Annotated in this window: 20 protein-coding genes, 1 tRNA gene and 1 pseudogene; 2 read left to right on the top strand and 20 right to left on the bottom strand. The window is 41.9% G+C overall.

Going from position 1 to position 22,194, the window contains the following annotated elements; all coding sequences use genetic code 11:
- The first annotated feature begins 71 nt into the window (after window positions 1–71).
- Window positions 72–1,118 carry a YeiH family protein gene (locus NCY30_RS07880; protein ID WP_006427742.1) on the top strand — a complete coding sequence of 349 codons (1,047 nt, stop codon included), beginning with the start codon at window positions 72–74 and terminating at the stop codon, window positions 1,116–1,118.
- A gap of 151 nt (window positions 1,119–1,269) precedes the next feature.
- Here NCY30_RS07880 and NCY30_RS07875 read toward each other — a convergent pair whose 3' ends face one another.
- From NCY30_RS07875 to NCY30_RS07800, 16 genes and pseudogenes are all read right to left on the bottom strand, one after another.
- On the bottom strand, window positions 1,270–2,121 hold the full coding sequence (locus NCY30_RS07875) for a bifunctional 5,10-methylenetetrahydrofolate dehydrogenase/5,10-methenyltetrahydrofolate cyclohydrolase (RefSeq protein WP_006427741.1): 852 nt from the start codon (window positions 2,119–2,121) through the stop codon (window positions 1,270–1,272).
- 75 nt (window positions 2,122–2,196) lie between these two features.
- The gene (locus tag NCY30_RS07870) at window positions 2,197–2,841 is read right to left on the bottom strand and encodes a cyclodeaminase/cyclohydrolase family protein (RefSeq protein ID WP_006427740.1); all 645 of its coding nucleotides are present in this window, start codon (window positions 2,839–2,841) and stop codon (window positions 2,197–2,199) included.
- 167 nt (window positions 2,842–3,008) lie between these two features.
- A complete protein-coding gene (locus NCY30_RS07865) occupies window positions 3,009–3,365 on the bottom strand; it encodes a hypothetical protein (protein WP_055194410.1) in 357 nt (118 codons plus the stop codon).
- A gap of 186 nt (window positions 3,366–3,551) precedes the next feature.
- Window positions 3,552–4,304 carry a TSUP family transporter gene (locus tag NCY30_RS07860; RefSeq protein WP_055194408.1) on the bottom strand — a complete coding sequence of 251 codons (753 nt, stop codon included), beginning with the start codon at window positions 4,302–4,304 and terminating at the stop codon, window positions 3,552–3,554.
- 83 nt (window positions 4,305–4,387) lie between these two features.
- A pseudogene (locus tag NCY30_RS07855) lies at window positions 4,388–4,627 on the bottom strand (cytidylate kinase family protein); the annotation flags it as partial.
- A gap of 79 nt (window positions 4,628–4,706) precedes the next feature.
- On the bottom strand, window positions 4,707–5,672 hold the full coding sequence (locus NCY30_RS07850) for a beta-galactosidase small subunit (protein WP_250818611.1): 966 nt from the start codon (window positions 5,670–5,672) through the stop codon (window positions 4,707–4,709).
- Window positions 5,656–7,602 carry a glycoside hydrolase family 2 TIM barrel-domain containing protein gene (locus tag NCY30_RS07845; protein WP_250818610.1) on the bottom strand — a complete coding sequence of 649 codons (1,947 nt, stop codon included), beginning with the start codon at window positions 7,600–7,602 and terminating at the stop codon, window positions 5,656–5,658. The genes NCY30_RS07850 and NCY30_RS07845 overlap by 17 nt, the downstream gene beginning before the upstream one ends.
- Before the next feature lie 67 nt (window positions 7,603–7,669).
- Window positions 7,670–8,371 carry a pentapeptide repeat-containing protein gene (locus NCY30_RS07840; RefSeq protein ID WP_195389387.1) on the bottom strand — a complete coding sequence of 234 codons (702 nt, stop codon included), beginning with the start codon at window positions 8,369–8,371 and terminating at the stop codon, window positions 7,670–7,672.
- A 180-nt stretch (window positions 8,372–8,551) separates the two neighbouring features.
- A complete protein-coding gene (gene trpS / locus NCY30_RS07835; RefSeq protein ID WP_250818609.1) occupies window positions 8,552–9,613 on the bottom strand; it encodes a tryptophan--tRNA ligase in 1,062 nt (353 codons plus the stop codon).
- Window positions 9,614–9,795: 182 nt separating this feature from the next.
- Window positions 9,796–10,884, bottom strand: coding sequence for a DnaJ C-terminal domain-containing protein (locus tag NCY30_RS07830; protein ID WP_250818608.1), 1,089 nt, complete (start codon window positions 10,882–10,884; stop codon window positions 9,796–9,798).
- Window positions 10,885–11,094: 210 nt separating this feature from the next.
- Window positions 11,095–11,547 carry an Hsp20/alpha crystallin family protein gene (locus NCY30_RS07825; protein WP_006427892.1) on the bottom strand — a complete coding sequence of 151 codons (453 nt, stop codon included), beginning with the start codon at window positions 11,545–11,547 and terminating at the stop codon, window positions 11,095–11,097.
- Between the two features lie 480 nt (window positions 11,548–12,027).
- Window positions 12,028–13,032 carry an aldo/keto reductase gene (locus NCY30_RS07820; protein WP_250818607.1) on the bottom strand — a complete coding sequence of 335 codons (1,005 nt, stop codon included), beginning with the start codon at window positions 13,030–13,032 and terminating at the stop codon, window positions 12,028–12,030.
- A 289-nt stretch (window positions 13,033–13,321) separates the two neighbouring features.
- Window positions 13,322–13,789: a YbaK/EbsC family protein gene (locus NCY30_RS07815; protein ID WP_173733534.1), complete on the bottom strand. Its 468-nt coding sequence runs from the start codon at window positions 13,787–13,789 to the stop codon at window positions 13,322–13,324.
- A 50-nt stretch (window positions 13,790–13,839) separates the two neighbouring features.
- Entirely contained in the window at window positions 13,840–15,195 is a 1,356-nt protein-coding gene (locus NCY30_RS07810; RefSeq protein ID WP_250818606.1) for an MATE family efflux transporter, read from the bottom strand.
- 325 nt (window positions 15,196–15,520) lie between these two features.
- On the bottom strand, window positions 15,521–15,790 hold the full coding sequence (locus NCY30_RS07805; protein WP_173819816.1) for an EamA family transporter: 270 nt from the start codon (window positions 15,788–15,790) through the stop codon (window positions 15,521–15,523).
- 101 nt (window positions 15,791–15,891) lie between these two features.
- Window positions 15,892–15,962, bottom strand: a tRNA-Gly gene (locus tag NCY30_RS07800).
- 196 nt (window positions 15,963–16,158) lie between these two features.
- Here NCY30_RS07800 and NCY30_RS07795 point away from each other — a divergent pair.
- A complete protein-coding gene (locus NCY30_RS07795; RefSeq protein ID WP_055194390.1) occupies window positions 16,159–16,944 on the top strand; it encodes a hypothetical protein in 786 nt (261 codons plus the stop codon).
- Here NCY30_RS07795 and NCY30_RS07790 read toward each other — a convergent pair.
- The 4 genes from NCY30_RS07790 to NCY30_RS07775 all read right to left on the bottom strand — a co-directional run bounded on the left by NCY30_RS07790 (window position 16,941) and on the right by NCY30_RS07775 (window position 22,183).
- Window positions 16,941–19,769, bottom strand: a complete 2,829-nt coding sequence (locus NCY30_RS07790; RefSeq protein ID WP_250818605.1) for an ABC transporter permease — start codon at window positions 19,767–19,769, stop codon at window positions 16,941–16,943. The genes NCY30_RS07795 and NCY30_RS07790 overlap by 4 nt on opposite strands.
- Before the next feature lie 4 nt (window positions 19,770–19,773).
- A complete protein-coding gene (locus NCY30_RS07785; protein WP_006427901.1) occupies window positions 19,774–20,448 on the bottom strand; it encodes an ABC transporter ATP-binding protein in 675 nt (224 codons plus the stop codon).
- Between the two features lie 91 nt (window positions 20,449–20,539).
- Window positions 20,540–21,481: a sensor histidine kinase gene (locus tag NCY30_RS07780; RefSeq protein ID WP_139009409.1), complete on the bottom strand. Its 942-nt coding sequence runs from the start codon at window positions 21,479–21,481 to the stop codon at window positions 20,540–20,542.
- Between the two features lie 36 nt (window positions 21,482–21,517).
- Complete coding sequence (locus NCY30_RS07775) at window positions 21,518–22,183, bottom strand: response regulator transcription factor (protein WP_139009408.1); 666 nt, start codon at window positions 22,181–22,183, stop codon at window positions 21,518–21,520.
- Window positions 22,184–22,194 lie beyond the last annotated feature (11 nt).

Raw genomic sequence — 22,194 nt, 5'->3', positions numbered from 1 at the left:
GTTTACCAGTGTTATAATCTCTAATTGGAAACCTGTATGAACTAACAAAAAAATGAGAAAGAGGAAAAAACATGAATTTTTTGAAAAAAAACCTAAACGGTATACTGGTTTGTTTTGTGATTGCCGTACCTTCCTGGCTTCTTGGAAAGACATTCCCAGTTGTTGGCGGCCCTGTCATCGCAATCCTTGCCGGAATGCTGATCACTTTAGTGTGGACGAACAAAGGAAAAGCCGAATCAGGAATCAAATGGACTTCTAAGATTATTCTGCAGACAGCAGTTGTCCTGCTTGGATTCGGAATGAACCTTGGCGTCATCTTACAGACCGGAAAACAGTCACTCCCGATCATCGTATGTACCATCAGTACTTCCCTGATCATCGCATGGCTGCTCCGTAAAATTATCAAAGTACCTTCTAACACTTCCATCCTGGTTGGTGTCGGTTCTTCCATCTGCGGAGGATCTGCGATCGCTGCCACCGCACCGGTCATTGATGCAGATGATACCGAAGTTGCACAGGCAATTTCCGTTATCTTCTTCTTCAACGTCATTGCAGCCGTACTTTTCCCGGTACTTGGAAGCGCACTTGGTTTTGACACAACAGGCGGTGGATCTTTCGGATTATTCGCAGGAACTGCGATCAATGATACCTCTTCCGTAACGGCTGCCGCCTCTACCTGGGACAGTATGTGGAACCTTGGAAGCGAGACACTGAATACTGCTGTTACGGTAAAGCTTACACGTACACTGGCAATTATTCCGATCACACTGGTATTATCCCTGATCCGTGCAAGATCTGCCTCAAAAGCCGGAACTGCTGATTCTTCCGCAAACAAATTCAGCCTGAAGAGAGCATTTCCTATGTTCATCTTATACTTCATCATTGCAGCTATCATCACAACAGTATGTATGAGTATGGGTGTCAGCGCTGACGTATTTGCTCCGTTAAAAGAATTATCGAAGTTCTTTATCATTATGGCTATGGCCGCAATCGGGCTTAACAGTAATGTTGTGAAGCTTATTAAATCCGGAGGAAAACCACTTCTGCTGGGTGCCTGCTGTTGGGTTGGAATTACAATTGTGAGCCTTGGAATGCAGCATGTAATGGGGATCTGGTAATTTTTTTCTACTTAATTCACTAAGCTGGCTACCCGGACTGGAATAAAAGCCGGAAAATCAAGGCTTCTGCCATAACTTTCCGGCTACACATAAAGGTTACCATCCTTTTATTGTCATTTTTCAGACCAGCGATATAATCCCCGGCTTCTCTTTACCTGTTCTGTGCAATCGCGGCATCTACCACATGTTCCAGCAAAATTGAAGTCGTCACTCCGCCGACGCCTCTTGGGACCGGTGTGATTGCCTCCACAATCTTCTCTGCTTCTTCAAAATTCACATCTCCGCAGAGCTTTCCTTCTTCATTCACATTGATTCCTACATCAATCACGATCTGTCCTTCTCGCAGATAGCTTCCATCGATCACTCCTGCTTTTCCGGCCGCTACAACTACGATATCTGCTTCCTTTACTACAGATGGCATGTCCACCGTCCTGGTATGGCAGACGGTTACGGTCGCATTCTTCTTGATCAGCATCATCGCTGCAGGTTTTCCGACTACAAGACTTCTTCCGATAACTACCACTTTCTTACCGGTACAGTCAATTCCATAATGATCCAGTACCTTCATGCAGGCACTCGGCGTACACGGTGCATATCCCATATCTTTTCCCATGAACACACCTGCCATGGAAAGATCGGTAATTCCGTCTACATCCTTTTCTACGGCCAGTGCATTCACGATCTTGTCTTCATTCAGATGCTTCGGAAGCGGTCTGAATAACAGAACTCCGTGGATTTTTTCACTTTTATTTACCTGGTCGATCGTCTTTAATACCTCTTCTTCTTCTACATCTGCAGGAAGAAGGAATTTCTCATATGCTACTCCCAGTGTCTCACAGCGTTTTGTTGCGCCTCTTTCGTATGCGATGTCATCTTCTCTTTCACCGATACGGATAATTCCAAGTGTCGGTGTAATATTCTGTGCTTTTAAAGTTTCTACTTTTGCTTTGATTTCTTCATTGATAGAAGCATTTACTTCTTTTCCTAATAGTAATTTTGCCATTTTTCCTGCTGCTTTCCTTTTATTTTGTATTTTCTCCGGACATTTCCGGTTTATCCGTCTTTATCTCACTGGATTTTACCGGATACGGCTGTTTACTTCCGCAAATATCCGGTCTGCTTTTGCTTCGTATTCTTCCCGCAGGGAATCTGCCAGATGATTGAGCTCTTCTGCTTTTCTTCTGTCTTTCATTGATTTTGTATTAATATATACATTCAGTGAAGCCCCCTGCATTGCGGATTTTAAAAGTGTTGCTCCGACTCCCGCATCACTTAATGCAATCCGGCTTCCTTTTGCAGCGAATACTTCTACCAGATCAATGCCTCTGGCACAGGTCTTCATAATCTCAATCGGAACACTACATGCCGTATTCAGCGCCTCTTCCATAATCTCTTCCTTTTTGGCAAGCTCTTCCGGCGTAGACTTCGGAAGTCCATACGCCTTACTGAGCGGCTCGAATGCTTCCGCATCCTTATCCATCAGTTCTAAAAATTCTTTTGCAATCTCATCTGCCTGTTTTTTGCATTCGATGATCTCTTCTTCTACATCTGCATAGGTCTTCTTTCCTACAGTCAGACTTCCGACCATATTACCAAGTGCGATCCCGATGGCTCCGGCTAACGCCGATGCCCCGCCGCCGCCCGGAACAGCTGCTTTACTTGCAAGGACTTCTATGAAATCTTCACAGGTCTGGGATTTAAAGTTTCTATTTGGATTTTCCATGTTGTACCTCATTTCTAAAAATCATGGGTACATTATACACTGTGAACTCTTTTACTGCAATACACTAAATTTGGGAGGGAAAATTAAAAAATTCTCCCTCCCAACTCAAAAGCTTCTTTCCAAACACATACCCTGCCGCCGACAGTTTCTTTCAAATACATGACAATTTAAAGTATTTCATTTTTCTTATCCAGGATTGCTCCGCCTGCACTGCACGCCGGGCAGATACAATATTTACCGCCGTTCGCTTTAGATGCCTTTCCGGCTTCTGCCATAGATTTTGCCTGTTCTGCTCCAAATACCTCTGCTCCTTTTTCAGATGAAGCAAAGCTGATCAGTGCATCAATTGGCAGTACATCCTCAGATAATTCCTGAAGATATGCTTCTGTCACGGCCTTTTCATCTGTAGTTTCTTCTGCTGCCAGCCATTTTTCTGCCATCTCTTTTAATTCCGGACAGCATGAACCTGCATTTAATATTTCCTTTGTCTTCTCTTCTACGAATTTTCTTGTGTCTTCTGTCATGATAGAATCCTCCTTGTATTCGTTATACATTTTCTTTTATTATACTCTATTTTCATGCACTTGGCACAATTATCTTCATATACAGAATCTCAAAAAACTGACAGTTCCTTTCAAACATATAACAATAAAAAATCCCTAAAGCAAAAGATTTTTCATATCACTCCACTTTAAGGATTTCATTCATTTTTATATTCCCAGGACAATCTTGATCAGCAATAACGCCAACACCAGCAGGATGATCGGCTTAATGATCTTCACACCGTTCTTCACAACCATATGTGCGCCAAGATAATGTCCGGCAATGCTGAATACCGACGCCGAAAGTCCCAGCACCCAAAGAATCTTTCCTGCAAGAATAAATGTGATCAATGCCGATATATTCGATGTCAGATTGACGACCTTCACATTACCGGTTGCTTTCTCCATATCAAGCTTTCCTAATTTGGTAAATGCAAGCAGTAAAAATGTTCCGGTTCCCGGTCCGTAGAATCCATCATAGATACCGATCACAAAAGAACATGCTGCCATGATCAGATACTGTTTTTTTCTGGTAAATCCTTCCGGTATCACCGGTTTCAGATCCTTGTCCCGCAATACACAGAATGCAACAACAGGAAGCACAAATACCAGTACCGTCTTAAGTACTTTGTCACTGATGATCAGCGCCAGGTTCGCCCCCGCAATTGAACCCACAAATGCACAGGCTACCGTACCCGGGACTAAACATATGTCAACACATTTGCTCTTCACCAAGTGCCATGTCGACACCGCTGTTCCAGTCGCTGATGATAATTTATTTGTCGCAATCGCATGGTGTACCGGAATCCCTGCGAACATATATGCCGGTAATGAGATCAATCCGCCACCTCCGGCAATCGCATCGACAAATCCGGCAAGAAATACCAGTGGACACACAATAAGGAATTCATGTAAATTCATATGTTTCTCTCCTTCATACTCTCAAATCCATAAATTAATCTATCGCATCCATATATTCATGTCAAGTTTTCAGGAGATAATTCTTATTCTGCTCTGCTTTCGGATACACGGCGATTTACATTCTTCACCAGATCCAGTACGGTATTGAACACATAGTCTTCACCAAGCGAAGTATCGATACACATCTGATAATTACCGGACATCCCCCATATTCTTCTTGTATAGTATCTATAATTGTCTGCACGTCTTCTGTCAGTCTGTTCAATCCTGCGTTTTGCCGCTTTTTCATCCAGACCATCTCTTTTCATTACCGTCTGAATTCTCGTCTTAAGCGGGGTATTGCCCGCGAGGAAGCGATGTGTGACTGGCTAAAGAACTGTATCCGGTTATGCAAAAGCAGATCTACATTATAAATTCTACTTCAATATCCTTATTTCCAGGAATCCGGTACTGCTCTTCCACGTCAGATCCCCAGCTGTCGATTCCGCCTACACCACGGACCGCTCCATAGATACAAAGTACCGTTCTTCTTTCCGGTGGCAGCTCTTCCTGATGCGTTGCATTCTCAAGTTCTTCTGCAGTATAAGGAAGACATGAAAATGCAAACGTGGAATGATTGATCTCACTGCCCGCCCGGAATGTAAGTCCACTTTGTTCTATATGACGATTCCGGTTATCCAAAACCGTACTTCTCTTCACTGTCACCCACTCGGTATCCATATGCATGCCACATTCCTGCGGAACCAGATACGGTGTAACCGGAAGACCCTCTACTTCATAAATTCCGTGAATACCCCCGGCTTTTCTATCCGGATATGTCTCACCCGATAATCCTTCATAAACGAATCCGTCTGCCTTTGTCGGCATGACAAAGCGCATACCGAATGCAGGGAGCTCCGGCATTCCCTCTTTCCCGTAATAGTGCGCTCTTACTCTGACATTTCCATCAGCAAATACCAGATACGATACCTTTACCTGTGTTGACGGAACAGTTAATGTCTCATATGTAAATATAACTTCCACACGTTCCGCAGTTTCTTTATCCGAATATTTATTATTTACCGGTGCGCTCGGTTTTTCTATCTTGGTTCCGTCTATCCGTACCTGGATATCCACATATTTCTGGAACATATCGGCAGTCATCCACATACCGGCTCTAAACGGGAATCCATTTCCACGATCATTGTCTGTGGTTGCTCTCCAGAATGTCGGCTTCGGTGTGCGATACAGCCATTCCTTTCCATGCTTTACCATGGATTCCAGACCGCCTGTCTGATAAGAAAAGATCAGATGAAAGTCTCCTCCGTGTACTCCAAGTGTTACATCTCCATACACAATTCCTAATTTTCCTCTATCTGCGTAATCCATAGTAATGTCTCACCTCCTGCATTGCCGGCTTTTCCGTTCTGTCCGCAAATAAAATTCCATTTCCCGAAAATTCATAATCCGATGGCCTGTCATCAAAGTCACCACCATAACGCAATACATCACGTCCTGTCACTTCATCCTTCACGAACAGTGCCTGATCGATATAATCCCAGATGAAGCCTCCCTGATACTCCTCATACTGATCCAGTAATCTGATATAAGATTCCATTCCTCCCAGAGAATTTCCCATATCATGCATATATTCACATAAGATAAATGGTTTCTTCGGATTATTTTCCAGATATTCTTTTATCTTCTCCGGCGAAGCATACATCTGGCTCTCCATATCAGAAATTAAATCCTCATAAGGCCGGTTCTCTGCCACGCCCTCGTAATGCACAAGTCTGTCCGGATCTTTTTCTTTATAGTAACGGTTCATCTCCACCAGGATATCACCGGCATACGATTCATTTCCAAGTGACCAGAAGAGTACCGACACATGATTCTTAAATGATTCAAAGTTCGATACTGCCCTGTCTAATGTACATCCTCTCCAGCATCCGATACTTCCCGGAACATTCCACGACGGTTCAATCACACCTTGTTTCAGCCACGATCCATGTGTCTCCAGATTTGTCTCTGCCATCAGATAGATCCCCGCCTGATCACATCTGTAATACCATGAAATATGATCCGGATAATGGCAGGTTCTGACTGCATTGATATGATTGCGTCTGATACATTCGATATCCCATTTCTCATCAGCTTCGGTAATACATCTTCCGCTTCTGGCATTCCATTCATGCCGGTTTACACCATTGATGATCAGACGTTTTCCATTCAGCAGCATCTTTCTGCCTTTTAATTCTATCTTACGGAATCCAATCTGATATGGAACCACTTCTACTGTCTCGCCTTTTTCATTCTGAACTTCTATCAGAAGCTCATACAGATACGGATCTTCATTGCTCCATGCATGTACGGATTCTTCTAATTCATAACGGAACTGGATCTCATTGTTCACTGATCCTTCTACCGGAAGATTCTTCTGGATCACCGGGTTGTTCAGATTCTCCGTTTCATCCAGTAATACATGATTTTCATCACTATAGATATCTTGCAAAGAAACTTTTATTTTACCCTGGATATTATTTTCTTTCTTTTTCTGTGATAATCGGATATCCAGCTCCAGTTCTGCCTTTCCATCTTCCGGATGATACTTCGGACGGATCCACAGATCTTCAACATGAACCGCCGGTATTCCGTACAGGTTCACATCTCTGAAAATACCAAAAAACCGGAAGAAATCCTGGTCTTCCAGAAATGCCGCCGTACTGCGCTTATGTACTTCCACTGCCAGCAGATTATCTTTATCTTTTACATATGGTGTAATATCAAATTCCGAAACCGTAAAGCTGTCTTCTGCATACCCCACGAACTCTCCGTTCACCCATACATAGAATGCCTGTTCCACACCTTCAAAACTTAAGATGATCCTCTTTCCTCTCAGTCCGTCATTCAGATCAAACTTCCGGATATAAGAACCTACCGGATTATATTCGGCCTGGCTGAACATACCTTTCCCTTTTTCTTTTCCATATCCTGCCGGTCTTCTGTAAATATGTCCTTCCCACGGATACATCGTATTGATATAATGAATCTTATCGTATCCCGCCAGTTCTATATGCTGTGGCACTTTCATTTCATCAAAATTTTTACAGTTAAACCATTTCTGATAAAAATCAGCCGGACGTTCCAATGCATTCACTGAATAGTGGAACTTCCAGATTCCATTTAACGATTGTTTTAACCGCTGATTCTGCTTCTTATAATCTTCTTTATTCTCATAAAACTTATGATCACTGTGTGCATCCAGACGATTCACACGAAATACCTGCGGATCATCTAACCATCTGATGTCTGCTTTCATTTGCCTTTTGCACCTCCATTTATTTTTCTTTCTCATCTATCAGTAAACTTTTTCCAATGCAGGGGATTTAATACCCGAGTGCTTCATTTCTGTTCATCCAGAAATGAATCCCCGTCGTGGAATCCATCCATCTGTCCTCGTTAAAATCTTTGACCTCCACCCACTGTCCTTTTCTGTATACAAAATTCTCATCGACCAGCGACCAGGCTTCTTCGAATTCTTCCGTTTCATCAAAATTTTTTATCGAAAGTACCTTTGCCTTGCTGCACCGGCAAGAAGGACGTGTTGCCGAAGTCCGTTTAGCATCTGCCGGGATCAGAAGCTGTACCACTCTGTCATTCACACATTTCTTATAGCCAAGGATCGGTCCGGTCTCCGGACAGTGCATGCGGAACCACTGCGTTGCTTCGTCTGACTGAATGTCATCCAGCTTCGCGTGCTCCAATACAGCCCCGTAAAGGTTGGCTCCTTTAATGTTGCATTCCCGCATATCACATCCTCGGAATGCTGCCGTCTTCATATTTGCATTCTGAAAATTTGCACCATGCAGGGAATTGCCGTCGAATAATGCATTTTCCACACTGCAGTTTTCAAAATTCACACGTTCCAGATTTACATTTTGAAAGGAACTCAATGTGAAGTCCATATTATGCAGATTCATTCCGCTTAGATCCATGTCTTTGAATTCACATTCACGAAATACCGGATGCTCTCCCGCATCTCGCGATTTCATAGCTTTCAGAAGTGTCTCTTTCGTTATCTCTTTCATAGCATTACACCCCTTCACTTCCGTATTATCTATACAATTTGCTTTTTTTACTGATAGTTTTATTATACCGCAATTCTTAACAAAAGAAATCCCCAAAATACCATATCATCCGGTATTTTGAGGATTTTATTTTCATATTAACAAATGCAATATAATGATTTTTCAGCTGTCCGCAGATTCCTAGTTCAGGAAATCTTCATCATCAAAATAGTTGATTCTCATAGCAGTCTTTACATCTTTCAATGTCTCTGCTGCTTTCGCCTCAGCTACCCTGCTTCCTTCTTTCAGGATTTCGAATACTTCCGGAAGCTTCTGCTCCCATTCTTTTCTTCTTGCACGGATTGGTGCCAGCTCTGCCTGAAGAACCTTGTTCAGGAATTTCTTCACTTTGACATCACCCAGACCTCCACGCTGATAGTGTGTTTTCAGTTCATCCAGATTCTTATATTCCGGCCAGAATTCTTCGAAATATTCATCCTTGCAGAATGCATCCAGATAAATGAATACCGGATTGCCTTCTACCTGTCCAGGATCTTCCACGCGCAGGTGGTTCGGATCTGTGAACATGGACATTACTTTCTTCTTAACAACATCTTCTTCATCAGAAAGATAAATACAGTTTCCAAGTGATTTGCTCATCTTGGCCTTTCCATCGATACCCGGAAGTCTTAAGCATGACTTGTTAGATGGGAGTACGATCTCAGGCTCAGTCAGAGTCTCTCCATATACACTGTTAAACTTGTGAACAATCTCTTTACACTGCTCGATCATAGGCATCTGATCTTCTCCAACCGGAACTGTTGTCGCACGGAATGCCGTGATATCTGCAGCCTGACTGATCGGATAGCAGAAGAAACCAACCGGGATACTTGCCTCAAAGTTTCTCTGCTGGATCTCAGCTTTTACCGTAGGATTTCTCTGTACTCTGGATACGGTTACCAGATTCATATAATAGAATGTTAACTCTGTCAGTTCCGGAACCATGGACTGAATAAAAATGTGACATTTCTCAGGATCGATTCCGCATGCCAGATAATCCAATGCTACGTTCATAATATTCTGACGTACCTTCTCCGGATGTTCGGCATTATCAGTCAATGCCTGCGCATCTGCGATCATAATATAAATCTCGTCATATTCTCCTGAATTCTGTAATTTTACACGTTCTTTCAAAGAACCTACATAATGACCGACGTGAAGACGTCCTGTCGGTCGGTCACCAGTTAAAATAATCTTGCTCATCTTACTTATCTCCTTAGCATATATTTCAATAACCTGTATGGGTATACAAATTCATTGTCTCTAATTATTTTATTATAATTCTTTCTAAAGTGAGCGTCAATACAGAAAAAATGCATCATTTTACCTTTCCTGAATTTTTATCTAAATCCTTTTGGATAAAATGATGCATAACAATTTATAAATTATGCTGCCCCTCTGCTTCCGTTCTTACACGCAGCTTCGAATTCTTTCAATTTTCTTTTTGCCTCATTGCTTAGATTCTTTGGTACATCTATCTGAACAGTCACATACTGATCTCCATATCTTCCTGCATCCTTCATAGACACGATTCCTTTACCTTTTAACCGAATCTTTGTTCCGGACTGTGTTCCCGGATTAATCTTGCACACTACCCTTCCGGTAAGCGTCTGTACAACTGCTTCACCACCTAATACTGCTGTAGTAAACGGAATCATGACAGTTGAATATACATCCATATCTTTTCGCTCAAATCCCGGTCGTTTACCAACTCTCACTTTCAGCAACAGATCTCCTGCCTTGCCTCCTGAAAGTCCAGGCATTCCTTTGCCACGCAGACGGATACTTTTTCCGTCACTGATGCCGGCCGGGATATGCACTTTCAGTGATTTTCCTGCTGCATTACTGCCCTGTGCGTCTGACAGCCGGATGACTTTATCTCCTCCAAATGCAGCCTCGTCAAATGTCACATCTATCTCAGCGGTCACATCGGAACCATCCTGACGGAAATTTCCTCCTCCGCCGAATCCATGATTTCCAAATCCATTTCCGAATCCGCTGCTTTCATAACTTCTTCCGGACGTACGTGTCCTTCCTGATCCACTATTTCCAAATCCGCCAAATCCATGGAACTCGCTTCCACTGCCTTCCGAGAATCCGCCGCCAAATATATTCTTCAGGATATCGTCCATATCGCCGCCTTCGAAATGATATTCCTGGAAGCTTCCATTCGGTCCGGTATAACTGTAAGTACCGCCGCCAGGTCCGCTTCCATAGCCATATGCTCCACTGCCGCCTGCACTGCCATCAAAAGCTGCATGGCCAAACTGATCATATAATTTCTTTTTCTCCGGATTACTCAGCACATTATAGGCTTCTGTCGCTTCCTTGAACTTTTCTTCTGCCTGTGCATTTCCGGCATTGGTATCCGGGTGGTATTTCTTGGCCAGTTTACGATATGCTCTTTTTATTGTACTCTTGTCCGCACTCCTGCTGATTCCAAGAACATCATAATAATCTCTTTTTGCCGCCATAGTTCTCCCTCCCGTCATTTATTCTATATTATTTTCTATTATCTTCATCTATGTGAACAGGATTTCGTGGAATATGTGAGTTTCTTACGTTATCCTGATTATTTTCTCTTTATGATATTGTACCCCACAGGCTTAACACCTGTGGGGTACGTTTACTCTTTTGCCATACAGGCTATACCGTCACTTATCGTTTCCCGCATCTGCCTGTCATTAACCTTCGATTGAAATGTAATGTTTCTTCTCTTCTACCGGTTTTGCTTCTGCTTTCGGAACACTGAAGGAAAGGATTCCACTTTCATATTTCGGATGTACATCCTCTACGGTTACATGTTTTCCTACATAGAAGCTTCTGCTCATGCTGCCTGCATAACGCTCTTTTCTAATGTAATTACCTTTCTTGTCTTCCTCATCTTTGTCCAGTCCTTTGGCTGCACTGACGGTAAGTACGCCGTCTTTCAGTTCCATCTGGATCTCATCTTTCTTAAATCCCGGCAAGTCAATGTCTATCTCATATGCATTCTCTGTCTCTTTTACATCTGTCTTCATTAAGTTCTTTGCGTGTTTTCCATACAGTTCTTTGTCAACATTCGGGAATGTTGGGAATGAAAAATCGTTCATAAAGTCATCAAATAAGTTTTCTCCAAAAATACTAGGCATCATCATAAGTCATATCTCCTTCCAAATGATAAAAATTTATAATTAGCACGATCGGAGAATTCCGAGGTGTTGTTTGCTGGAACTTCGGGATTCCGGATGTTTGAATCTTGTATGAATGCTGTCGGCTTCATATCTTTGATTCTTTATCTCTCTTCCTTTGTTCTATCTGTACTATAGCACGCATTATTAGCACTGTCAAGAGGTGAGTGCTAATTTTTTCAAAAAATTTGTGTACCCGTAAAATGAAAAATCTACTTCCATATTTCATTCACAACATATTCCCGGCTCCGGGTATGCAGCACTTTTTCTCCTTCCATTCCAGTAAAAATATAATCTAGCGCGACAGTACCCATCATTGATAGTTTCTTCTGATCGCATAGTTACGAAAAAGGCAAGTATCTTTTTTTGTGATACTTGCCTTTCTGAAATATTAATTTTATCAACCAGATATTCTCCATCTGCTTTACTGTCTATTCATAATTTTCTCTATTTCTTCTCATCCAACAACATCACACCCTGCGCCGGATTCTTATCAATCGCACCAACAATCGGATGTGGTACATAACACTCTTCCAGATATGCAATGCCTTCTGCTGTCAGTCGAACGTTCAATGCACCTGCCGCATCATCCAGATACTGCATCTTCGTTGCACCGATGATCGGCGAAGTAACACCTTTTGCCCACTGCCATGCGATTGCGATCTGCGACATCTTACACTGATACTTTTCTGCAAGTTCGTGTACGCGGGTGACAATCTTCATATCTGCGTCTTCCATACGGTCATATTTGCCAACCGCAACTCTGTCCGTTCTTCCTCTTAAAGATTCGGATTTCCATGTCGTTCTTGCAAGGTGTCCTGCTGCAAGCGGGCTATATGGCATCAGTGAGACATTCATCTGTTTACAGATAGGAATCAATTCTCTTTCATCTTCACGGTACAGTAGATTATAATGATTCTCCATTACAGAAAATGGTGTCCAACCGTGTTCTTTTGCCGCAAGCTGCATATTATGGAACTGATATCCATACATGGCAGATGCTCCGATCGCACGTACCTTCCCCATCTTCACCAGATCATGAAGCGCTTCCATCGTCTCTTCAATCGGCGTCTCATAGTCAAATCTGTGAATGATATAAATGTCCAGATAATCGGTTCCGAGACGTTTTAATGTTCCATCGATTTCCCGGAAGATAGCTCCTTTGGAAAGTCTTCCTTCATTAAAATATACTTTCGATGCAATCACTACTTTGTCTCTTGTTGTATGATTCTTTAATGCTTTTCCAAGGTATTCTTCACTTGTTCCTGCCGAATATCCATTTGCTGTATCAAAAAAATTGATTCCAAGATCCAGTGCATGTGCCACCATCTCATCCGTCTGCTTCTCATCCAGTGTCCAGTCATGCATCGTTCCGGCTTTTCCAAAGCTCATGCAGCCTACACATAATTTTGATACTTCGATATCTGTATTTCCAAGTTTCGTATATTCCATATGCCTCTTTCCTCCATGTTTATGTTTTCTGACATTCAGACTGTTCATCTTCGAACTTATCACTGTTCAAACCGGATATGATACAGGCGGTAACCTGTCTTCAAATCTATCCCTTCTTTCATTCTGACACGTTGTCACTACCTGTAGTGTAATTCTTTTCTGACATCATGTCAATACTTCTTTCAAAGATACAGCGAATCCGGCACCTACATAACCTTCCACTGGCAGTTCCTTGCAAATGCATAGAAAAAAGCGAATCATCTACCGACAATCCACTTTCTCTCTTTCTTTACATTTCTTTACATACATCAATCCATCCACATGCCCCGGCAACGTCTTCCAGTTCTGCAATCGTAAGTCTGACTGCACTGTGGTCATTACCAGCTGCAGGATATACCGTCTCAAAACGTTTCAGAGATTCATCTAGATAAACTTTAATTCCATCTTTAATTCCAAATGGACACACACCGCCCGGGGCATGTCCGATATATTCTTCTACTTCATCGAATGGAATCATCTTCGCCTTCACATGAAACTGATCCTTATATTTACGGTTATCAACCTTCGCCGTTCCCTCTGTCAGGATCAGGATTGGTTCTCCATCAACCAGAAATGACATCGTCTTTGCGATCATTCCCTGCTCTACACCGAGAGCTTCTGCTGCAAGCTGTACCGTCGCACTTGATTCTTCCAGTTCAATCACGTGATCTGCATAACCTTTTTCTTCCAGATATTTCTTTGCTTTTTCTAATGACATGATCCATATCTTCCTTCCTGCATCTATATTTTCTTTTTATTATACTACTTCTATACTGCTTCTTCATTCCTTTTTATATCGGTTAATTCACTCCACAACTCATGTTTCAGCAGGATAGCAGCCATCAATGCTGTCAGGAAATCAGAAACAGCCTGTGCGGCCAACACACCATGATATCCGATCATATGCGAAGCAATAACGATCACAATTCCATAGATCACACCCTGACGGCTGACTGATAACAAGAATGCTCCCATTGCTTTTCCCGCCGACTGGAATACACAGGTCGTAACCAGAACGACTGCCATAAACATCATTCCTGCTTGCTGTAGACGTAACATCAGCACACCCGAATCTACAATCTCCGGTGTCTTCATGAATACACAGATCAAGGGTCTTGCACCGGCGGATAAGATTACTGCCAGTATAACTGCCAGACCACATTCGAATTTATAACAGAATGCGAGAATCTCTTTCAGACGTTTCTTATTCCTTGCCCCATAATTATAACCAACCAACGGTTGACATCCGAACGCAAATCCAACCAGAATCAACGCCGCGATCATATTTACTTTCATCACGATTCCCATCGCCGCAACTTTATTGTTTCCATATACAAGCAGACTCCTGTTTGTAACAGTAACTGCAAAGCTCTGCATAAAGTTCGTGATCGATGCAGGAATTCCGATTGCCAGAATCTGTCTGAATTCTTGCATGTTAATATGCATATGTCCCGGATCAATCGACAGCTTTTTACTCTTTTTCAAATATATCCACACATAATAAACGTCCGTCGCAATATACCCTATGATTGTTGCAATCGCGGCTCCACCGGCTCCCATACCCAGTACCGAAATAAAAATAGGATCTAATATAATATTCACTACTGCACCAAGGACGGAACCTTCCATGGATGCTTTCGAAAATCCTTCTGACCTGAGCTGGTTGTTCGGTGTAAATGATACAATAATAAATACAGAACCCAGCACCAGATATGTATAGTACTGTGATGCATATTTGTAAGTATTTGCATCCGCTCCTAATAAATGCAGCATCGGTGCACGGAAGATCAGAAGTAATACTGTTACGATCACTCCGCAGATAATTGCTCCATAAAAACAGAAGGAACTGATGCGTTTTGCATCCTCATCTTTCCTCTGTCCGAATAATCTTGCGATCACAGAACTTCCACCCAGTCCGAAGATATCTCCAAGTGCGATCATAGCCGTGAACATCGGTGCTCCAAGTGACACACCTGCTACCAGATTCGTATTTCCCGTTCTTGCAATGAAGAATGTATCTACCATATTATAGACCAGTGAAATGACCATACTGAATACCAGCGGTAATGCCATATTAAAATATGCCTTATGTACCGGCGCTTTTTCAAAAAGTTCGTTTTCCATATATCTGTAAACCTCCACTATGATTTCATCTGAAATATTCCATTTCTTAATTATTGTTTTTTGAACTGTACCGGTTATTTTACAACAAACTTTCTGTTTTGTCACAGGAATATTTCCATATTTTATTGTATATTTTTTCATATATATCTGTATATTTCCAGCTGACCGCAGAACCCGATATCCACATTTTCATTTCTTATCCAGCTTATTATCTGCAGAATTTCTTACCGGCATCTTCTTTTGCAGCTTCTTTCAAGCGATCAACGGCAAAAAAGCCTTGGATCCGGCACAATAATCCACCGGATTCAAAGCTTCTTATAATCTCTTATTTTTTCTGATTAATTTTCTTCTGCGATACGATCAGTCCCAGCAGAATTAACAGAGCTCCCGTCACAGATACGAACGTCATCTTCTCATGCAGTATCACCACAGATAGCACAACCGTCACAACCGGTGACACATAAATATATACACTCGTCTTGATCGCACCGATCCATTTGGTAGAAAGATTCCATAAGAAGAAACCCAAAGCACTTGCTCCGACTCCAAGGAACAGAAAATTAAGTATAATCTCCGGCTTTTTAAATACTGTCACATCCATTCACCGATTTTCTTGATGATTGCGGAATAGAAGCCCCAGGAAATCATAGCCGTAAATGCCAACATATCTCCCTTCATAAAAAAGGGTAGCAAAAAAGCGGGTGATGGGAATCGAACCCACGTATCCAGCTTGGAAGGCTGGTGTTCTACCATTGAACTACACCCGCATCAACAATGCTCATTTATAATAGCATGATGTTTTCTAAAATGCAAGCACTTTTTTAAATTTTTTTAATTTTTTTGACACTTAACTCAATTTCACATCTACAGGACATGCCACTGGCAATTCTCCTATTTGCAATATTTTTTCAAAGTGCTACAATATGTAACCGAAAAAATATTACATCAAAGAAGGTATATGATATGTTCCAATATTATCTGATTCATTATTTTAACTTTAAGAATGCCGGAGGCTTCATGCTTGTCTCCCTGCTCTGCCTGATCGCAGTGCTTGCGATCGTTATTCTGGCAGCAAAGCTTAAGAAACACTATAAACTTAATACACAGGATCTGACGCCAAAACAGATCCGGAAACTGAACCATATCCACAAAGTAAAAGAAATCTCGCTTATTGAAAGCTTTTATGAGATGGTATTTTCCAGTACTTCGGTACTGTTGTTCCTGTCTCTTTATTATATTATCGATGAGCGGATCCCACAGGCTGCCTTTTACTGGCAGAAATACCAGAACATTATCTTACTTTTATTTCTGGTATTTTCTGTATTTATGACAAACTGGTTCGATATCCTGTTCGTTCCGTTAACTGCAATTCCGACCAGACAAAAGGCGTCCGTGCGGCTGATCTCTGCCTTTTATATTATTCTGATCTTATTATATATCAAGTTCATCTACCATGATTCGAACTATGATTCACTGATCATGTATTTTATCACACTGGCAGTCGGCCGTTTCCTGTACTTTGATTCTACACTGGAAGATATCAAAGAAACACTGCAGGGTGTCGCAAGAAATCTGCCGCTTCTGGTACTGATGGGAAGTTATTCCGCCATCGTATGCTGGTATGGATTCCACTGTGGATTCCTGTTGACTTCCAACGGTGTGATCCTTAGTACGCTACTGGCGCATCTTTTTATGGATGTATCGATTTTTGTGCTGGATAAAACGCGGTTGGTGAAATTATTTATTTAACCTACTTTTTCATTTTTTTTCAATATAAGTAAGTTACAAATTATAACGCACACTATTTCCATAATTACAATACTTCCTGCAATCGCTCCTACCGGATAATGAAAGGTAAAATAAGAAAGCTGTTTTCTCATATAAACGTTGATTCCTTTTAGTATGATTGATCCAACTGACGCTACAAGGCCTGCGACAAGCAGTACATAATAGCTGCCTTCCAGCAATAACAGCTTTCTTTCCTGCCGGCGTGTCATTCCAATCTTTCTCATAATCTCCAGTTCTTTTTTCCTGCCCACAATTCCCGTAAACATAATATTAAAATAATTAACCAGTCCGACACACAATAATATTACACTGATACTTCCGAACATAATTCTGTTTCCCCGGATGTAGTCTGCATTTTTCTGCATAAGATCTGATCTTGCAATGTAGAAAATGCCTGCTTCTCCTTCGCCGTCCGGGCTTGTCTGTGTATTGCTTTTCCGCCGCTGGTTTTCTGCCGAAAGAATCTTCTGGATTTCATGCATAATCTTTTTTTCTTTCTTTTTCTCTACGTTTAATTCCATGCAAAATGTCTTTCTCTTCGTAGATAAACGGTTAAATCCTTTTTCACTGACCAGATAATAGATATCTCCTTCTGCACCATGCCAGGTCTGGTGAATCTCCGGGAAGCCATCTGCCTGATTATCCAGATAGCCGCTTAACGTATATTCTGTAGACGGCGTTTCTGCCTTTATTTTCTCATCTTCCTTATCCCTTTCTTTGTCCGTCATGGAATTCCACCGGATGCATGCTTCTTTGTTCTTTAACGGAGATAAACATACCGTTTCTCCCACTGCTTTTTCTGCCTGTTTTTCCTGCTTTTGTGACAGCTTATGATCATGGATGATCATTACTCCTGTTCCGTTTTTCAGACTGTCCATATCGACTTTCAGCTTGTTTTCCTCTACATATGTTTCTAATGCTTTTATCTCATTTTCGCTGACAATCTGAACGGTATCAGCATCCAGGCCTTTGATCATCTTTGCCCCGGAAGCATAATCAATACTGATTTCTTCCGCATATTCTACATTGTTTCCCAGATAAGTATCCTCTTCCAGCGGGCGTATTCCATCTCTGGATATGACAGAAAGCACGTATGCTCCTTCGGTTATGTAGGATTCCTTCTTCTTCACACCGTCAAGATTCCATAATTGTTTCCGCACTTTTTTTGATATCGGTGAAAACTCATCGTAGTCATTGTCATATAATAATTCGAAATTATTTCCTTCTGATCTCAGTGGATCTTGATCCGGCGACTGTGTCTGATATTCTGTCCCGCTTCCATCTTTTTGTGCAGACTCACTGAATTCCCCTGCGATCAGGAAATCCGGTCTCTGATTAATGATATTCGCATAATCACTTCCATCTGTGATCACCATGACAATCAGGAACATTTCTATTCCGAGGAACAATGAACTAACTGTAATGACAAATCCCTGCCTGTATCTTGTGACGTTCTTCCATGCCATAAAGCACAGTTCCTGTGTTTCGCTTCTTTTTTTCTTGTTTAAGACTGCTCCTTTATCTGCATGACCTGCTTTTCCATGCTGTTGTTTCTTGCTTCCCTTCTGCTCCGTGTAATGCATTCCCTCTATACAGGTTCTGTTTACAGTCTGCCAGATCACCTGTTCCGATGCACCCAAGATTACCAACAACGTGAAGACTACCGCTAACAACAAGATTTCCACCCGAAAGATCTGCAGTTCTTCTGCGCCTCCATATCCATTCAGATACTGTCTGCCCAATAGTTGCGGTATCAGATATCGCAATAACACAACCGACAAACCTATACCTGCAATACCTCCCGGCACTATCGTCCGCATGATCTGCCGGATATAGATCTTACGGAGCTGCTTTTTCGTTGTACCGATCGTATGGAGCAGCGCCATCTGACGGATATCGCCTGCCATGGAGATCTGCATCACATTGTAGACAAGCAAAAACATTCCGCAGATAATCACAACTGCCTCCACTGCTGCCATCCCGTAACTTCCTGTCACCTCTTTTACAGCCCGGTTCTTCGCTGTATCTGTCGCAATGATCTGTTGGGAATTGTCTTTCATCGGTACATCTTCATATAATTTTTCTTCTGTATCTTTCCAGTCCATGTCATTCGACGGACAGATCAGAATATCCGAACCATCTTTAATATCATAACCCCAGTCCTTCAGTTTCTTTTCTGACACATATCCGATTGCTTTGCTTCTTCCATTATCTTCTGTATAAGCACTGTACCAGCCTGATAATTTGAACTCTTCTTTTTCTGTCTGAAAAAAGCTGATCAATATATCAAGTGCTATCTTCATCCCTCTTTTCGGATTATCAATTCCAAGCTTTTTTAATGTCTTTACCGGAAGCATGATTTCCTGCTGCTTTTTGGGATAGGTTCCATGGACACCGGTATAGGCGGGCTTCATCATCTTTTCCCATGCAGTCTGATCCAGCACTTGTATGGAACAGATAGATTCTTTCTTTCCGGATTCTGTGGCTTCACCCATTTTCATTCTTCTTCCGGTTTCTCTTACATATCCTAAGGAACGTGCTTTTTCATATTGCTGCTTTGTTCCCTCTTCTATGTAAGTGGATGCCGTTGTTCCATCCATCCGAATATTTTTCGTATATTCTGCATTTATTTTTCCGTAAGCCGTTCCAAAGACAAATGTCAGTGTAAGAATACATAAAACGACTGCTCCCATAAGAATCCGGTTTCTGCTTTTATTACATTTTCTGATAGCTTCCGAAAGCAGCCGGATCACGTTCGTATTATTGTTCGGTGTAAATCCATTCATTTCATTACACCTCCGCATTGTATAATTTCCCGTCTTCTACGCGCAGGATACGGTCTGCCATCTGTGCGATCGCTTCCTGATGGGTCACAACAATCACCGTCTGGTGGAATCTTGCTGCACAAGTCTTCAACAATGAAATTACTTCCATACTTGTGACAGAGTCCAGATTTCCTGTTGGCTCGTCACACAAAAGTACTGCCGGCTTTACCATTAACGCCCTTGCAATTGCCACTCGTTGTTGTTGTCCGCCGGACAGTTCTTCCGGGAGATTCTCTAACTTTTCTCCAATCTTTAACGTTCTGACAATATCTTCCAGCAATTTTTCATCAATCTCTGCACCGTCCAGTCTGAGCGGAAGTACGATATTCTCATATACATTGATAACAGGGATCAGATTATACTGTTGAAATACGAATCCGATATTCCTTCTCCTGAATATCGTGCGTTCATCTTCCGTCATATCTTTCAGACTGTTGCCGCGTATCCAGACGCCACCTGCAGTGGGTTCATCCAGGCCGCCCAGGATCTGAAGTAATGTCGTCTTCCCGCTTCCTGATGTACCGATGATTGCCAGGAATTCCCCTTCTTCTACGGACAGACTCACTCCGTCCAGCGCATGGACTTCGTAATTATCTGTCACATAATATTTCTTTAATCCTGCTGCTTTTATCATTTCCATAAGATTTTTTCTCCTTGCTTATAATTGTGTCCGTTTCGTATCGGAACTTTCACTTGTCTCATACAGCATACAGGACAAATCTAACAAACTTCTAACAGACTGGAAGATTTATCTCGATCATCAGACCTTTTTCCGAATATCTGTTTTTTGCAATCATAAATCCGCCATGAAGGCCGATAATTTTTCTCGCCAGATAAAGCCCGATTCCATAGCCTTTCTGTGTCGTCACGTTCTTGCCTCTGTAGAATCTCTGGAATACCTTATGCTCTTCTCCTTTTTCAATTCCAAGTCCGTTGTCTTTTACAAGAATCTTTGCACACATTTCATTCTTCTGGACTATCATTTCTATGGTTCCGCCAATCTGACTGTATTTCACGGCATTATCCAGAATATTATCGATTGCTTCTCCGAGCCAGTTGGCATCATGCGGACAGTTGACTTCCTGCGGCAGCTCTATTCGGAATGCAATCCGTTTTTCTTCTGCCTGCTTTTGAATTCTTCCAAGACAGTTTCTCACGGTCTTTAACAGATCTGTCTCTTCTTTCCGTATCTGAATCATATTCTGCTCAAGTCTGGACATCTTCACGAATCCTTCTGTCAGGAATTCCAGTTGTTGTTCTCCGGATCTCATTGCATTTAGATAGTTATCCACATTTTCATCCGTCTTTGTCCCGGTTTTACTCCATTCTTCCTCTAATAATTCCTGATATGTCCTGATATTGGCAAGGGGTGTCCGCATCTGGTGTGCAATCTCTGAAATCAGCTTCTGGATCTCATCTTTACTCTTCTCCGCAGCTTCTGTCCGTCCATTTAACATTTCCTGGATCCTTACCAGTCTGGATTCCAGTCTTGCATATAATGTCTCTTCTCCTGCTTTTGTTTCCCGGATCTTTTCCTCTCGCAATATCTTTTCCATACATTCTGCCAATAACTTAAGTTCTTTCTGTCTGCATTTTCCCTGATAAACATATATGGCAGTTCCACCCAGAATTACTCCTGCCGTTACTGCCACTACGATTATTATGATATTCATTCTTTTCTCTTCCTTTTTGTATCTGCCATTACTTTTTCAGACGCACTCCAGCTTGTATCCCAATCCAAATACATTTTTCAGATATATCGGTGATCCTGCATCTGTTTCTATCTTTTTCCGCAGCCGGTTGATCGTAACACTGACGGTATTATCCACTACAAACTGGCCATCCAGTCCCCATACATATTCCAGGATATTTTCTTTCGTCAGTACATTTCCCTGATTGTACATCAGATATTCCAGTAACTGATATTCTCTGGCTGTAAGGATAATTTCCTTTTCGTTCTTGTATACTTGCTTCTTATCAGGAAATAATATTATTTCTCCGCATGCCAGTTGTTTTTCTCTGTTGTTCCGTCCGATCACTGCCTCTATGCGCTTTAGAAGCACTTTCATGGAAAATGGTTTTACCACATAATCGTCTGCTCCTGTGTCAAATGCTGTCAACATATCCGTTTCTTCGTCTCTTGCTGTCAGGAAAATGGCCGGTATCTCTGCCTTTTCCCGGATCTTTTTGTAACATGCAAGTCCATTGCCGTCCGGAAGTCCAATGTCAATGAGAAGAAGGCTCTCACTGCCTGTAATTGTAGTAAGAGCCTCTCGTTTTGTATATGCGGATACGGTCTGATAGCCTGCGTTTTGCAGTGCTGTTTTGAGTGCCTGATGTAATAATGTGTCGTCTTCTATAATTCCGATCGTCATATATTTTCTCT

It is taken from the genome of Dorea sp. MB18-49 (assembly GCF_023669465.1).
Classification (GTDB): domain Bacteria; phylum Bacillota; class Clostridia; order Lachnospirales; family Lachnospiraceae; genus Dorea_A; species Dorea_A longicatena.
This window is presented reverse-complemented; position numbering and strand designations above follow the sequence as displayed.